This is a genomic window from Fibrobacter sp. UWH9 (assembly GCF_900129715.1).
Lineage (GTDB): Bacteria > Fibrobacterota > Fibrobacteria > Fibrobacterales > Fibrobacteraceae > Fibrobacter.
On sequence record NZ_FQWP01000003.1, the window covers coordinates 32,420 to 48,887 of the forward strand.

Below are 16,468 nucleotides of genomic sequence, written 5' to 3' on the forward strand. Positions count from 1 at the left end.
AGTGCGGGCCCTCTCCCCGCAAAGCAGTACCTATAGAAAACAGTCAGACGTTTATAAGGTCCCCCCCCTCATTGAAAAAATGTTTTAGTGAGGAATGAAAAAGACGTTCCTTTTATGCAATAACGTTCTAATCTGCTTTCACGTGGCCGGGCGGGAAAGGGGTGCGGGGGAGAGGGCTGACGGCCTTCGTAACTCTGAGTGCGGGCCCTCTCCCCGCAAAGCAGTACCTACTGAAAACAGTCAGACGTTTATAACGTCCCCCCATTGATAAAATGTCAATAAAAGCTTTTGTCTAGGCATGTTTTTTGTCCTTGGACAGAGGTAATTTATAGTCATGAAAACCGCAGGTTGTTGGTGTGGCCTGCTGAGGAGATGATATGGGATTGTTAAAGAAGTTTTTTGCCGGAGCAGCTTTGCTCGGTTCTGCAGTTGGCGCCTTTGCCGTCACTGTTAATAATCCGGTGATCTGGTCCGATTCTCCGGACCCTTCCATTGTACGCGTCGAGGGCAACTACTACATGGTGACGACCACCATGCATTACGCTCCGGGCATTCCCATTTTCAAGAGCACCGATTTGGCTCAGTGGCGCACTATTGGTTATGTGTACGAAACCCTGACCAATAACGACAACATGAATTTGAACGGCGGTAAGGATGCCTATGGTAAGGGCTCCTGGGCTTCTAGCATCCGCTATCGAGAGAAGGACGGTTACTATTACGTCCTGACTCCGTCTTATACCACCAACAAGACTCACCTTTACAAGACCAAGGATATCGAAGGCGGCCCCTGGAGCGAAGTCCAGCTGCCCTTCTATCACGATCCCTCTCTGTTCTTCGATGATGACGGCACGGCCTGGGTTTTCTACGGTTCTGGCGATCAGATTAGCTATGTGCAGCTGAACGACGATGCTTCTGGCGTCAAGGCTGGCGGCCGCAGTGGTAAGGTTGGTGGCGTTAGTGTCAACAAGATTACCGGCAAGGGCGATCGCGATTACTATGTGCAGCAGGAAGGCTCTCACATGGAAAAGGTGAACGGTGAATACTACCTGTTTACTATTTCTTGGCCCGCAGGCGCTTGCCGTACTGAAATTGTTTATCGTTCCAAGAACCTTTTGGATGGCTTTACCGGCCGAATCTTCTTGCAGGATAATGGCGTAGCCCAGGGCGGTATTTTTGATACTCCCGATGGCAAGTGGTATGCGCTCCTGTTCCGCGATTCTGGTCCTATTGGCCGTATTTCTCACCTGGTTCCCACGGTGTGGAAGGATGGTTGGCCGGAACCTGAAGGCGGTTCCAAGAAGGCTCCCGCAACTTTGGATTTGCCTAGCGAAGTGGAACCGGGTTACGGCATGGTCACTTCCGATGACTTTGATGGCGACGAACTTCCGCTGGAATGGCAGTGGAACCACAATCCGGATAACTCCAAGTGGAAACTGGCTGATGGCAAGCTCCGCATTACCACTGGCCGTACCGATGCCCGCATTACCAGCGTCAAGAATATGCTGACTCAGCGTACCTTTGGCCCCAAGTGCGTTGGCCGTACCTTGGTGGATGGCACTAATATGAATGATGGCGATGTTGCCGGTCTTGCTGCTTGGCAGGACAACAAGGGCATGGTTGCCATTACGAAGGAAAGCGGCAGCTATAAGGTTGTCATGTACAGCGGTACCAAGGATGGTGAAAAGCGCGAGGCTTCTGAAAATCTTTCTGGCTCCAAGGTTTACCTCCGCGTCGATTTTGACATTCCTGTCGATAAGGGCACAGCCTCCTTCTACTACAGCGAAGATGGCAGTTCTTGGAAGAAGATCGGTACTAATGTAAGCTTGAGCTTCGATTTGCACATGTTCGTGGGTAATCGTTTTGGCTTGTTCAACTGGGCAACAAAAACCGCTGGCGGATCTGTTGACTTTGACTGGTTCAAGATTGGTGTAGACGCAAATGATGAAATCTACCTGGATGGTGCCGGCGCAGAACCTATTCCCCAGACGGCACACAATGCAACCCAGACTCCGTGGGCACTTCCTGGCCAGATCGAAGCTGAAGACTTTGACGATCCGGGTAAGGGCAAGGGCGGTCCGTCTTACAGCGACAAGGATTCCGAAAATCGTGCCTGCACTGGTGACAAGGTTAGCGAATGCTCCGATTACCGTAAGGATACTGGCGTAGATCTGTACAAGAAATCTGGCGACCGCATTGTGGTTGGCTATATCCAGAAGGATGAATGGCTGGAATATACCATCAATGTTACAAAGGCTGGTGACTATACTTTGTTTGCCGCAGTCGCTTCCGATGGTGGCTCCAGCTTCAAGCTTTCTCTGGATGGTAAGGATCTTACTGAAGACATCGCTGTTCCTGCTGCAAAGAAAGACGGTGATAGCGAAGAACAGAACTTTGATGATTACAACAAGGTGAATGCTAATGTGGTCCTGCCTGCCGGTGAACATATCCTGCGCTTTACCGCCACCGCAGACTGGTTCGACATTGACTACTTTAACTTTGCCGAAGGTAAGGACGCAACGGATCCCGCTCCTATTGGCACCACCTCCATCAGGGACATTCGCATGGTGGTTGGCGGTCAGCAGAACTACCGCGTGTTTAACCTGAACGGAAACTTGCTGGGAATCGTGAACAGCAATGGCGCCGATATCGTGAACGTTACCCGCGATTTTGTAAAGCAGAGCGGCATGTATATCGTAAAGCCTGTCCGTGGTGGCCTGGTTCACAAGATTACCGTGACCAAGTAAATTTTACAAACGATCTTTCATAACACATCCCATACACTAAAGCGGTACCTGATTTACGTCGGGTGCCGTTTTTTTTTGCTTGTTTTGTCATGGACTTTTTATCCATAGTTGTTATGGTTTGATGTTTTCTTTTTGCTTACAACCCATATAGTTTTAAGGTGGGTTCGCGGAGTGGTGTCCGCTAACCTTAAAAATGAGGATGTGGATGTCTGGCAAAAAGTTCTTTGTCGCAGCATTTGCTGCGTTGACTGTATTTATGGGAAGTTCCTTTGGGATTCCTTCTCAGAATATCAATGTGAATGGTGCGAACCGTAATATGCTGGTTTACGCACCCGCTAATATCGAAAAAGATCGCCCCCTGATTATTCAGATGCATGGCATGAATCAGGATGCCCCCTACCAGCATGATGCGGCTAAGTGGGAAGAAATCGCGGATACCGCCCGATTTGTGGTGGTGTTCCCTAATGGCGAAAATAAGTCCTGGGATATTTCTGGCGACAAGGATGTGAACTTCCTGAAAGCAATCATCAATGAAATGTATACGAAATACGGAATTGATAAGAAACGCGTATATGTTTCAGGCTTCTCCATGGGCGGCATGATGAGCTATCACGCTGCTAACAAGATGAGCGACCAGATTGCTGCAATTGCTCCCGTGTCCGGCTACCCGGTTGGAAATCCCGCTCCCGCCAGCAAGCGCATGATGCCGATTCTGCATACTCACGGCACGACGGATCCTACGGTGAACTACAACAGCGCTGTTTCCTATTTGAAGCGTTGGGTGGAATACGAAGGCTGTTCCTCCAACTCCGAAAAGATTTCCCAATATCCAGTTGGCAAAACCACTTCTGCAGCCTCCATGGAAAAATGGAGCGGCTGTAAGGAAAATAGCGATATCCGTCTGATTTCCATTAAGGATAAGGGCCATTGGTATTCCATGGATTTGGCCAGCGTCAATACCTCTGACGAAATCTGGAATTTTGTAAAGCGCTTCTCTCTCGACGGAGCGGTAGCGGAAACGCCTGCCGTACCTCCTTTTGTTGAACCCACCAACCGCGACAGCATTTATAATGGTGGTTTCGATTCTACTGCGAATGCATGGACCCTCCAGAATCATGGCGATGGTAAGTCCGTTGGTTCTGTGAAGGATGGCAAGTATGTTCTTGATATTTCCGCTGTCGGGTCGCAGCCTTATACCGTGCAGCTGATCCAGCACAATCTTCATCTTGAACAGGGTGAATGGTACAAGGTCAGTTTTGAGGCCGGTGCCGATGCAGATCGTGTTCTTGAAGTGAACGTGGAACAGCATGAAGATCCTTGGGGTAGCTATTTGACCGCGGTCCAGAATTTTGACGTTAGTACTTCCATGCAGCCCCTTTCATTCTATTTCCAGATGACCGCTGCGACGGACACCGATGCCCGCCTAAGCTTTAATGCGGCGACATCTACGGGAACCCTTATGCTGGATAATGTTTCCATTGAAAAGGTTGATGAAAATGATGTGCCCATGGTTCCCTGCTGCGAAACCGCTGTGCATGCGTTGAATTTGGATCGTAATGTTTTACGAACTTATGAAGTCTACGGTTTATCTGGTGCCTACCTTGGAAAGATTGATGCCTTGAATTTCAATGAAATGAAATCGAATGTACTTTCGCTGGTAAAAAAATCTGGCGTGTATATGGTTCGTTCAGGAAGTTCTGTGAAATCGATTCAGGTTGGTCGATAATATCTAGACAAAATGTCCATGAAATATCTTGGTAGGTTGGTGTTTTCAGTGACAGAAGTGGATAGTTTAATACCGAATTAAACAGGAGTGAAAAGATGTTCGGTTTGAAGAAACAGATGGGTCTTGCTGCAGCCGCTATGGCTGTAGCTGCCGTTACTGCAAATGCCCACCCAGATAGTCTGGTGCTTACGCCCCCTCTGGGCTGGAACAGCTGGAACGTATTCCACGAAAACATCAACGAAACCCAGATCAAGGAAGTGGCCGACGCCATGGTTTCTTCTGGCCTTCGCGATGCTGGCTATATCTACCTGAATCTGGACGACAACTGGATGGACACCAAGCGCGACGCCAATGGCGACCTCCAGAACCATCCCAAGACTTTCCCCAGTGGCATGAAGGCTCTGGCCGATTACATTCATAAGAAGGGCCTGAAGTTCGGCGTGTATGGCGACCGCGGTAAACGTACCTGCCATCATTACAACAGCAACTGGGTAAGCGAAAACGGCTCCTACATGCACGAAGAACAGGATGCCAAGAAGTTTGCCGAATGGGGCGTTGACTACCTGAAGTACGATAACTGCGACCCGGCTCCCGGCTCCAACCAGGAAGAAGATTACACCCGTATGTCCAAGGCTCTCCGCAATTCCGGCCGCGACATCGTGTTCAGCATTTGCGCCTGGGAATATAAGGACTGGATGCCGAAAATCGCCCATCTGTGGCGTACCACTTTCGATATTGGCCCCGAATGGAGATCTACCTCCTGGTACCGCGGCGTTTACGAAATTATCGATGCCAATGACAAGTACTGGAAGATTGCAAAGCCGGGTAACTGGAATGACCCGGACATGCTCGAAGTGGATAACAGAAACCTGACTTATGAAGAACAGAAGTCCCAGATGACCATGTGGTCCATTATGGCGGCTCCCATCATGATCAGTTCCGATGTCCGCAAGATGAGCGACCAGGTGAAGGAGCTTTACCTGAACAAGGATATGATTGCCATTAACCAGGATTCCCTGGGCGTGCAGGGACATCGAATTTCTAATGTAGATGGTAAGCAGGTTTGGACCAAGCCCTTGCGCAATGGTGACCTCGCTGTAGCCCTCCTGAATGACAATACCTCTACCCAGACTATCGAAGTCAACTTTAAGGATATTGGCGTAGAAGGCGAGGTGGAAGTCCGTGATGCCTGGCAGAAGAAGGATCTTGGTCCCAGATCTAGTGTTTCGGCAGAAGTTCCTGCCCACGGTTCTGTATTGCTCCGCTTGATTCTTGAACCCGTTCCCCGCGAACCGTTCAAGGGCAAGGCCTTTGCAATCCCCGGCAAGATCGAAATGGAAGATTTTGACGTTAGCGGTATCGGCCAGGGTAACGTTTCCTATAGCGATGGCGATTCCGAAAATCAGGGCAACAGCGATTACCGTAAGGGAACTCCCGTAGACATTTATGAAAAGACTGACGGCCGCATTGTAATTGGTTACAACCAGAAGGGTGATTGGCTCGAATATACAGTTGATGTTGCCGAAACAGGTGAATACACTTTGGGCGCCTATGTGGCTTCTGCCAACGAAACTTCCAGCTTCAAGTTCTCTGTAGACGGTACTGACATTACCGAAGAAATCTCCGTGCCCAAGGGTGAAGGCGATGATAATTACGATGACTACAACCTGGTTGAAAAGAAGGTGAACTTGACCAAGGGCGAACACATTCTCCGCTTTACTGTTACTAGTGACTGGATGGATATTGACTATGTTCAGTTCGAGGGTAGTGGTACAGCTCGCATTGGTAAGAAGGTGGCTCAGAGCCGTTCTGCCGGTCTTGTGAAGGGCGAACGTAACGCCTATTCTCTGACGGGCCGAAATCTGGGCCGCGAAACAAAGAAGCGTTCCAACGGCATGTATCTGCTTCGCTAAAAAAAACAAGTCAGATTGATTTTGGTTCCTTTGACAAAATGTCAAAGGAACTTTTTTTTTGTTTGCGTTTTTTACCGCTGTGAAAAATATCTTTAGACTTGTAAACAGGATTGTGGTGGTTCCGTTTACGGTTGGTGCGTCGTGGTTGACGCAATTGAGAGGATATTATGGGGAAATTGGTTTCCGTTGCAGCATTTGCTGCTGTTTTTGCCGTTAGCTCCTTTGCGGTAACGAATCAGTTCCGCGGTACGAACTGGGCTGATAAGCGTGACAATTTCGTCTCCGATGTGCTGAAACTTTCCGGCATGACCGGCACTGAGGACTACCAGGCCGCCTACGCGCTGTCCGACCGCGTCATGAGCCAGTTCGTAGAAAAACTGGGCATCAACAGCCTGCGCATTCCTATTAACGAACCTACCGCTTTAAAGGCCTGGGGCTCCTATAAGGGCATTATCGACGGTATTCTGGCTCACGGTCGTATGCTCGTTGGCTACTGGGGCCCTGCACAGCCCGCCGGCCCCAAGAACATGGATGACTGGTGGAAAATGTGGGATACCGTCATCAAGGAATACGGTGACAATCCCAATGCCTATTTCGAAATTTTCAACGAACCCCACATGTACACCAAGGACGAACTTCGTAATCTGTACGCAAAGTGGCTGGCTCGTTACCCGGATGTTCCTCGTGACCATGTTTTGCTGGATGGTACTGGTCTCGCATGGAATGTGCCCGAAATCGCCGACGATTCCCGTTTTGATGGATGCCTTTTCGCAGTGCACGAATACACCTTCTGGAACATGAGCATTACTACCGAACAGGGCTGGATGAACAGTTTCAAGGGCAAGGTGGGCAAGTACGCCGACCGCACCGTGGCAACCGAATGGGGTGGCGCTATGGGCCCTGGCGACAAGAACGGCGTTCATTACGAGATCATGGATTACAACGATCCCAATCCCACCAACTACTTCATGGCCTACATTCGCGGTATGTCCGAACAACTTCGTGAATGGCAGATGGGCAGTTTCTACTGGGTTGGCCTCCGCGATGGTGACTGGTACAGTATGGTAACCCGTTCCGGTGAAGGAGCCAATACCAAACTTGAAATCGTGAACCAGTCTGGCGTAGACCGTATGCAGTATTCCTGGACGGATACTGTTGAGACGACTCCTGCCGTTCAAGAGCCGTTTGACGGAATCATTGCGTTGCCCGGAAAAATTGAAGCTGAAAATTATGACAAGGGCGGAAACCGTGTTTCCTTCTACGACAAGGATGCTTCAAACCAGGGAAATGTCTATAGGGATGATGCTGTGGATATCGTTGGCTTTGGCTGCTCCGACTCCCTGAATACCAAGGATTGCGAAGGCTATTCCTTGGGCTATACCCAGGTGGGTGAATGGCTGGAATATTCTGTGAACGTTGGAGCCCATGATTCTCTTGTCGGTTCTGCCCGAGTGGCTAGCGGTCTCGAGGGGGCAGGCTTTATCCTGTACATCGACGACAAGACGGTGACCGATACGGTCAAGATTCCCAAGGGCGGAGATTGGGTAACCTATTCCGAAATCGAATTCCCCGTGTCTGAAATCGCCGAAGGGGAACATGTGCTGAAGCTACAGTTTACGGGTACTTACGGCAATGTGGACTGGGTCAGTCTTGGAGATCCGAATGCGGTTGTCGGAACACGCCTGCAATTTAACGTGGCTACTCCGCAGAACTATTCAGTCTTTACCGTAAATGGAAATTATGTGGGGACTGTGTACGGTTTGTCTGCGGGTATTGCGGAACAGGTTCGCGGGCTTGTGAAAAATCCTGGAATTTATGTGGCGAAACCCGCTTATGGTCCCGCTGTAAAGTTTAATGTGAAGTAGCTGTCGGCTGTATACAGGCGTTTTGGTTATATTTTAACCCATGAAGACGTCTATTCATAGCAAAATCCTAAGATTAAACCTCTCCGTATTGCTGCTCTGCGCAGTATTCGTGGGAGGTTTTGGCATTTTGTGTGCTAGTCATTTTGTCAAGGACGACACCCAGGAACATCTGCAGTTGATCAGCCAGAGGGAATCTGCCCGCATTTCTGCCAGGTTGCAGAATATCGAGCAGTATGTGAAGACCGTATCTTATGTGGTGTTGGATGGGCTTGATGATTTGGATGAATTGAAGGATACCTTGCGCCAGCAAGCGTTTACGGATTACAACCTGAATTTTATGCGGGCGACCATCCATAACGTGAATAGTGCTGTGGCTGTGTATTTGCGTTATAATCCCAAGTTTACGCCTCCCACTTCTGGGGTTTTTCTGGCCAAGACAAGTAAGAACGGAAACATCCTGAAGCAGGTCCCGACCGATTTTTCAAAGTACGATCCCAGCGACATCGAACATGTGGGTTGGTATTACGTCCCCGTTATTTCGGGTAAACCCATCTGGATGGATCCTTACGAAAATAAGAATGTCGATATTTACATGATATCCTATGTGATGCCCTTGGTCAAGTTCGGAACGGAAGTTGGCGTTGTTGGTGTTGATATCGACTTTGGGTATCTGACTTCAGAAATCGCGAGCATTTCATTCCTTGAGTCTGGATATGCCTACCTGGAAAACAAGAATGGAACTGTAATTTATCATCCGTCTCTGTCGAGAGGTTCTAGGGTTCCTGATAATTTCCGCAGGGTCTGCGTGAAGAGAGTCCTTTCTAATGGGATGGTGCTTGTGCTAGAAGTTCCAGCCTCCGAGACCAATATGCAGCGCGATGCACTGGTTGCCGAAATTATGGGCTTTACTTTTATAATCCTTCTTGTTTTCGGTTTGATTTCTGTACGTATGGCCCGCTCTATTACAGAACCTCTGACGGCGCTGACTGAATCCGCCAATCAAATGGTTGCCGGAAATATTGATGTTTCGCTGGAATTCCGTTCTGATGATGAAGTGGAGGATCTTGCCCATAATTTTGCTGCAATCCGAAAGTATGTGAAGGAGTATATGGGTTTTGTAAGGGGCGTGGCCTTTAAGGATGGCCTCACTGGGGTGCGCAATAAAACGGCCTTTGATACTTTTTTGGCAGACCTGCAGAATAAGGTGAACATGTTTGCCGTTACGGAATTGGGCTTTGTCTCGTTTGATGTGAACAACTTGAAAAAGGTAAATGAATGCAGCGGCCATGATCATGGTGATTTGCTCTTGCAGAACGCTTGCCAGATTATTTGCCAGGTGTTTGGCCATAGTCCCGTATTCCGTGTTGGCGGAGACGAATTTGTGGCTGTCCTCCAGTATGAAGACTACAGAAACCGCGAGGCTCTTCTGGCTGAAATGGACCGCAAGATGGCTGCTACCCGTTCCGAAGATTCTGCTCCCTGGGATCGCATCTCTATTGCCAAGGGACTTGCCGTCTATAACTGTTACACGAACGAACCTCTTGTTGATGCGGTGCAGCGTGCCCATGACGCCATGTACGAAAATAAGAGAGCGATGAAAAGTTTCGGTTAAAAGCTATATTTGGCATCGTTAAATTAGCCTCCCGGCATTTGACCGGGATTTTTTGAAATTGGTAAGTATATGCAGAACGAATTCGATAACGCCCTGGAAGGATTGCTGAACTTTAAGCCCGTTGACAGTCAGTCCGCTGACCGTTACAATGAACTTTTCAAGCAGTTGATTTCATCTTCTATGAAGATTTGTAGCGAGACGGATTATGCTGCCCTTGTCAAGCAGAAGGCCGACTCTGTAGAAAAGAAGTATGGTGTCAAGATGGAAACTTCTGACGATGAAGGTGACGTGTATAAGAAATTGCGTGAAGTCGTCCGCTTTGAGATGGCTCGCGAATCTATTCTGAATAACAGGGAGCATGAAGTCTGCTGTACTGAATCTAATTTCAGGAATGCCGTGGGTAAGTTCCGTGGCGAGTTAGAAAAGATTGTTCCCGAGTCTCAGATGGAAGTGCTGGAATCCATGTCCCAGTCGCTGTATTCCGACTTTACCAACTTCTTTGTCTGTGCCTCTATGGATTTGATTGCAGACGCAAAAATCTATCAGATGAAAGAATTCCGTCCCTTACAGCTGAATGCCATGGGCAAGGAAATCCGCACCTATGTAAACGTCATCAAGCAGCAGAATGCCAAGCCCCAGAAATCCCAGGTCGTTACGGACTGGTTCAGGAGTGTAATGGTGTTGCCCGCCTTCCTGTTTAGAAAGCTGTACGGTGTCAGCTTTGTAGAAATGTTTGAAGTGCCTCAGAAACTGGTAGACGATGTGGCCCACACTTTCAATATCTTCCAGAAGAATTTCGAGGCTTTTACCGCAGGCGATGAATACAGAATCCTTCATGAATTCCTGAGGGCTCTGAATCTGGAAAACTGCTTTACGGTTCGCATTAAGATCGGTGACCAGAACCGAAAAGCAGACAAGGCTAAGGTGAACTGATTTTTTATTTCTGTTTGCGCTTGATGCCTGTATTCAAGACTCGGAGTTCGGAATGCCCGTCTTCGAATCTGAACAGGATTCTCCAGGTGTAGACTCCGGTTCCGGCGAGTCGTCCTTCTGACGAACGCTGGTTCCAGCTGATGAATCCAACCTTGTAACGGTGCTCGCTGCTACTGCGGCTTTCCATTTCCATTTCGCCGTTTGAGCCGAATTCCTGGTTGAAGGTGGCAAGCACCTGGGCCATTCCATCGTAAATGGTGACAGAGACCTTATAGGGGGCGATTGTCCATACCTCTACGCTAGAAATAGAATCGGGTTGAGTTTCCCATTCGTCCTGACCGTCGGGAATCCATTCGACAGGTTGGCCTAAGCCGCTGACAGAGGGGTTGCTCCTGATCTTGTAAAGATAGGTGGCGATGTCGGTGCCGGTAGCCTCTACGCCTCCGCGGCCCATAGCGTTTCCTGCTTCATCCTGATAAGGTGCCTGATGGTCTGTGATGATGCAGTTGCCTACGTTTACGACGCGGTCTTTCAGAAGTAAGGTCCACACCAACCCCGATGAATCCTTTTTCGGAATGCTCAGCAGATTGATGGGGTGGGAAACTGTATCTTCGCAGTTTTCTGAATATCGGAACAGTTTTTGCCAAGGTTCCCTATCTTCAGATTTTTTTGATTTCTTGGAAGAGGTCGTTTCTTTTACTTCGATAGGTTCTGACAGTTTGACGATTAATGTGTCGGGGTAGATTTCGTTGATTCCGCCCATGTCGTTGTTTATGGCGAATTCGCCGGGGCGCTTCTGGGCGCTGACAACAACTGCGCCAATCTTGTCCCTGATTTTCAGTTTCTGCGTCTTGCCCCTTTTCTTGTGAAGGATTCTCAGGTAGGGTGAATTCTTTGCGCTGGTAAGGCCATATTTGAAGGGTTCCAAATTGGCTGTAATCCAAAGGGAATCGCTTGAAATTTCCACGTTGTTCTGGGTAACGCTTCGCCAATCTCCATCGGGGCTATTCCAGAACAAGGTGTCGATGCCGGCGATCTTTTTCAGAAGCTTTTCCTGGAAACGGATCTTTATAAAGTCTGCGGTACCATCCAGATTCAAATCATATATTTCGGCCTTGTCCGCTACACGGGTGGAATCTTTTTCGGGGATATCCTCTTCCTCTTCAATAGGTTCTTCGCAGGCGTTGATGAATGAATTCCTGAAGGTTTTCCAGCGGGTGGTAACGCCAGCCTTGTCAGTGGCTCTCAGGTAGAATTCAACGCTATCACCTTGGAATAAACTTGACGGAATTTTTACAGACCAACGGTTTTCGCCGGCCAGGTGACTAAGGGCTTTGCCGTTGAAGACAACCATGTCGGAATTCTTGTAGAACAGTCTGGCTTCGTAAATGCCGTCGTTGTCCAGGATGTTAAAGGAGAAGGTTGCCTTTCCGTTAGAAGTGTCTGCGCAGTTGTAAACCATGGAAACGGAAGGTGCCTGGTTGTCAATGGGAATGGTGTAGGGTTGCGCGGCGGGGTTGCTGACATTAGGGCCGCGGCCCATTAGACCTGTCGTGTCAGCGGCTATGATGTAGAAGTCGATTCCCGGAGCCACGGCCATGGAGTCGCTAACCACAAAACGCCACAAGTTGCCAGAAACATTTTCCATGTCATAAGGGCTGAAGGATCCTTGGGGGATGCCTGCATGACGCAAGTAGATTCGGGCGTAGTCCACGTCGCTCTTGGTGGTAATGCGAGCCTCGATAACAATGGAGTCGCCTGCGGCTTGCTTTTTGCCGATGAGGGCCTTGGTGGAGTCCGTTAGACGGATAATGGGTGGCGTAAAATCTTCACTCCAGGTGGCGGTTTTCTGAGAAGCGTTTTCCAGGAATTTGACGTTCACTGAAACGGTATGGACGTCTCCGTCAAGAATCATATCGGGGCTTCGGTAACAGACAACGTAGCGGGTCTGTACGGAGGTTCTGACTTCGGAATAGATGGAAGCCAATTGTCCTGCGGTAGGTGCGTTAGTGTAGGTGCCTCCAGTAGCTTCTGCCAATTCTTTCAGGGGAACTTCGTAGTTGCCGCCGATGCCTACAGAATAGATGGTGGTATTTAGACTTTTGGCGTAATCGATTACTTCGTCGCTGGAAATGGTTTCGGATCCGTTATCGCCGTCAGAGAAAATGATGACTGCCGTTGGGTTGGTTTCGCCAAAGACCTGTTCTACGCCGTAATAGGCTCCGGTCTTGATGTTGGTCCCGCCGGATGCTGTAAGCCGGTCAACGGCATTCATCAGCAATTCCTTATCCGATGTCATGGTCTGGTGGACCTTGTAATTGCTTCCGCCAGAGAAGCCTACGATTGCCGTTCTATCGTATTGGCCCATATCCGAGATGAATTGACGGATGGATTCCTTGGCTTCGGTAATTCTTGTTCCCGACATAGATCCGCTTTCATCAACGACCAGGGCCACGGAAACGCCTCCCACCTGCTCCATAGTGGAAACCTGGGTGGGGACACTTTTGCCATCCTGGAAGATTTCGAAGTTTTCTGCGGACAAGTTCTGGATGGGGTTCCCTGTTTTACTGTCGCTTGCCGATACGGAAACGCAAACGCCCGGATGTTCGTTCAAGTTGATGTCCAGGATGCTTACGGCGGTAACCGTACTGGAGTCCAGCTCGAAATTCGGGCGGATGGTGCATTGTCTGGAAGTGGGCTTGATTCTCGTGGTGGCGGAATCCTTGCTTGCGAAAGTGGCTGTTCCGGTTACCAGTTCCCAGGACTTGAATTTGTAGCCGCCATAGGGAATCGCGGTCAAGGAGGTGTCAAAGCCGGGGTAAGTTATGATTTCGTTTTTAGGGAAGACTCTGCCGTTACTTGATTCTGAAACGATAACGGTGACGGGAGTCTGTTCGCTGATGGTGAAACCCGGGTTTTTGAATCCGTATGCGCTGCTCAGCTTAACTTCAAAATAGAGGGGGACTCCGGGTGTTCCTGAAACTTGGGCTTGGAAAGTGTTGCCAACTGCAACCCAGGATCGCGTAGAGTTGCTCAAGGTGGAATCGGTTCCCCAGTGATTGATGGTGTATGACGTAGTCGAATCAAACGTGATACCCAGCATGTGCTTTAAGGTGTCTGAGGGAGTCCACTTGAACAAGACAGAAGTACGGAGACTTTCGCTGTAGAAGTCCTTATAGAAGTCGTAATGCTTCTTGACTGTAGACAAGGTCTTGAAGACGCCTTTCTTGAATACAGCCTTGATTGTGGAGGAATCCCTGATAATGACCACGGTTCCGTTACTTAGGGAATCTTTGATGGTTGCCTTTCCCTTGATGACTCTCCAGTGGTCAAACCGGTTGTGTTTGGAAGAAGAAATTCGGATGGGATAGGCCACGTTTGTGTAGGCCGACGAGTAACCGCTGGGGGAGGCTGTTCCCAAGGAATCTGTGATGATCGTCAGGGAGGCTGTATTCTGGGAATAGCTGATCCAGAAGGGATCGTCCTGATAGTTGCTGTAATAAGATTTCACTGAGTAGAAAATGGAATCTCCTGCGTTCATGTTCAGTGTGTCTATCAGGATGCTTGATACGTAGCTGAATAAGGTGTCTGCAGTACTGAATGCTGAAGATTTGTATCGGGTGATTTGTAGGGCTCTTTCGCTGTAATCTACGACAGGGCGTGATATGGCGATGGTGTACTTTCCTGCCTTTGGGGCTACGAACTTGAGACGGACTTCCTTGTTGTATGAAGCGCTGCTGAAGCTGTGATCGTTAAAGTCGTACGAAACGGGCGTTGCGAAGATGGGATAGACCTGGCCCAGCCTATAGACGGCCTTTATGCGGCAATCGCTGTTGATGACCAGTTTTGTGCTAGCTTTCTTGGGGTCGAGAACGGAGCATTGCCCGCTTGTCACTTCCCACTTGGAGAATATGTAGTCGTTGCGGCTGTAAGCGGATAGGCTGAGAGAGTCTCCCTTGATGTGGGAGTAGTCGTAATTTTTCTGGTTGCCGGAGATGTAGATGTATCCTTGCGTGGAGTCGATGTCTGCATCCACCTTCAGCGCTTTCTGTACGCTTACGTTTATTGTCTCGGCCGGGTCTGAATATTGGTCCAGCAAGAAGTAGTAGGTTTTCCCCTTTTCGGCGGTAAAGGCATGGCCGTTGCCGTTATAATTGTAGGTGCTGCTCTTGCTGCGAGAAAACAGGCTGTCGTCCTGATAAGAAAGTATGTGTATGGTATTTTGGGTGTTGTACGAGATTGTATAATTGCTGGAATCTGTGGCGATGAACTTGAAACGTATGCCGTAATAACCGTCTTTAGTGGCGGATCCGTTTTTAGGGGTGCTGTAAGAGGTCGGCTTACTTGTCAGGGTGTACATCTCGCCCAGTTTCAACTTGTAACCAATAGTAGCCTGGGCCGTAGAAGGTATGAATAGGGTACTTTTGAGGGAGGAGTCTGCGAAAGTACCTTTGCCCGATATGACGTACCAGTTGACCAGTTGGGAGTCTGCCTTGACGCTTACCGATACAGAAAGGGTGTCGTTGATTCCGACGGTGTCGGGCCTGGTCTTGCCCTGGGTGGTGACAATGGCGGCGTCCATTGCCTGGATGAAGAGGGAATCCTTGTAATCGTAGTATGATTGCTTGTCTTTGAAATACCAGGAGTCTCCCTTCTTGCCCTTGACTGGGACGAAGGAATAGCGGTAGAGGCTTCTGTTCCCTTTTGAGGTCGTGAAGGTGGAATCGTTTTCGTATGAGTAGAAATAATGGGTCCTGCTCTTGGGGCTGCCCTTGATCACGTGGAGGTTCGTGTCTGGGAAGACGTAGCGGAACCATATGCCGTTTTCTGGCTTGACGTCATAAAAATCGCGGTCGGTGTCGTAGCCAGTACGCTTGGTGGTGATGTCGTAAATTTTGCCGGGTTCGCACTGGAGTTCCAGCTTTGTGTTCCCGTAGAAATAGGCGCTAAACTTATAGGTGATGTTGTCGTATGCGCGAAGGGAATCGGAAGTGTATTTCCAACCGGCGGGGCGGTACCCCTCTTTCCCGTATCCGAAAAAAGTCTGCTTTGTGCCGACGACCACTTTGCCGGAGGAGCCGCTGGTGTAGCAATTTTTCGACGCTGAAGTGACGGTCAAATTTTTTGTGGTGGCCGTAAGGGTGCTGTAGCTGACTTTGAAGTTTTCCAGCGTATCGGCGTACCAGTAGTTGTTCACCTTGTAGAAGAGGCTGTCGCCAGCATTTACCGCCACAGAGTCCTTGAAGGTGGAATAGAAGTAGGTGGTTAAAAAGTTGGCGTTGTAGGACGAGTCTGTCTTTATGATCTTAAACTCTTTGTCGGGGGCGTCGGTCTGGAAATTGATGGTATAGGTGCCTGTGGTGGGTGCGACAAAGATAAGTCTGACCCCTTCGTTGGAATAGTTGGTGGAACCTAGGAAACCATTATTCTTGACGTTGTATTCTGTGGCGGTGGCGGAAATCTTGTAGGTGGAGCCTGCAGCAAAAGCACCTGCCGTAAAAACAGCAGATGCGGCTAGACTAATAATACACACTCCTAAGACACGCCCGAAAAAATTCTTGAGACTCAAGGTTGACCTCAGAGATTTTTGAGATTTTTATGCGGACAAGGCGAAATTTAGAAATAGGGCCCTTGGTCGCAAACTTTTTTTTGAAAACAAAAATGTGACGGAAATG

7 protein-coding genes are annotated in these 16,468 nt (G+C 49.0%); 6 read left to right on the forward strand and 1 reads right to left on the reverse strand.

All coding sequences use genetic code 11. The features are described from left to right. Positions 1-377 precede the first annotated feature (377 nt). The 6 genes from BUB94_RS03510 (at position 378) to BUB94_RS03535 (ending at position 10,793) form a co-directional block, all read left to right on the forward strand. Complete coding sequence (locus tag BUB94_RS03510; protein WP_073234297.1) at positions 378-2,744, forward strand: beta-xylosidase family glycoside hydrolase; 2,367 nt, start codon at positions 378-380, stop codon at positions 2,742-2,744. Between the two features lie 205 nt (positions 2,745-2,949). Then, on the forward strand, positions 2,950-4,470 hold the full coding sequence (locus BUB94_RS03515; RefSeq protein WP_073234301.1) for an extracellular catalytic domain type 1 short-chain-length polyhydroxyalkanoate depolymerase: 1,521 nt from the start codon (positions 2,950-2,952) through the stop codon (positions 4,468-4,470). 95 nt (positions 4,471-4,565) lie between these two features. Further along, on the forward strand, positions 4,566-6,383 hold the full coding sequence (locus BUB94_RS03520; RefSeq protein WP_073234304.1) for a carbohydrate-binding protein: 1,818 nt from the start codon (positions 4,566-4,568) through the stop codon (positions 6,381-6,383). Between the two features lie 167 nt (positions 6,384-6,550). Then, positions 6,551-8,248, forward strand: a complete 1,698-nt coding sequence (locus tag BUB94_RS03525) for a carbohydrate-binding protein (RefSeq protein ID WP_083538083.1) — start codon at positions 6,551-6,553, stop codon at positions 8,246-8,248. Positions 8,249-8,288: 40 nt separating this feature from the next. After that, positions 8,289-9,860: a sensor domain-containing diguanylate cyclase gene (locus BUB94_RS03530; protein ID WP_073234310.1), complete on the forward strand. Its 1,572-nt coding sequence runs from the start codon at positions 8,289-8,291 to the stop codon at positions 9,858-9,860. A 69-nt stretch (positions 9,861-9,929) separates the two neighbouring features. Then, positions 9,930-10,793, forward strand: coding sequence for a hypothetical protein (locus tag BUB94_RS03535; protein WP_073161119.1), 864 nt, complete (start codon positions 9,930-9,932; stop codon positions 10,791-10,793). 4 nt (positions 10,794-10,797) lie between these two features. Here BUB94_RS03535 and BUB94_RS03540 read toward each other — a convergent pair whose 3' ends face one another. Next, complete coding sequence (locus tag BUB94_RS03540) at positions 10,798-16,326, reverse strand: vWA domain-containing protein (RefSeq protein WP_073234313.1); 5,529 nt, start codon at positions 16,324-16,326, stop codon at positions 10,798-10,800. Between the last annotated feature and the right edge of the window lie 142 nt (positions 16,327-16,468).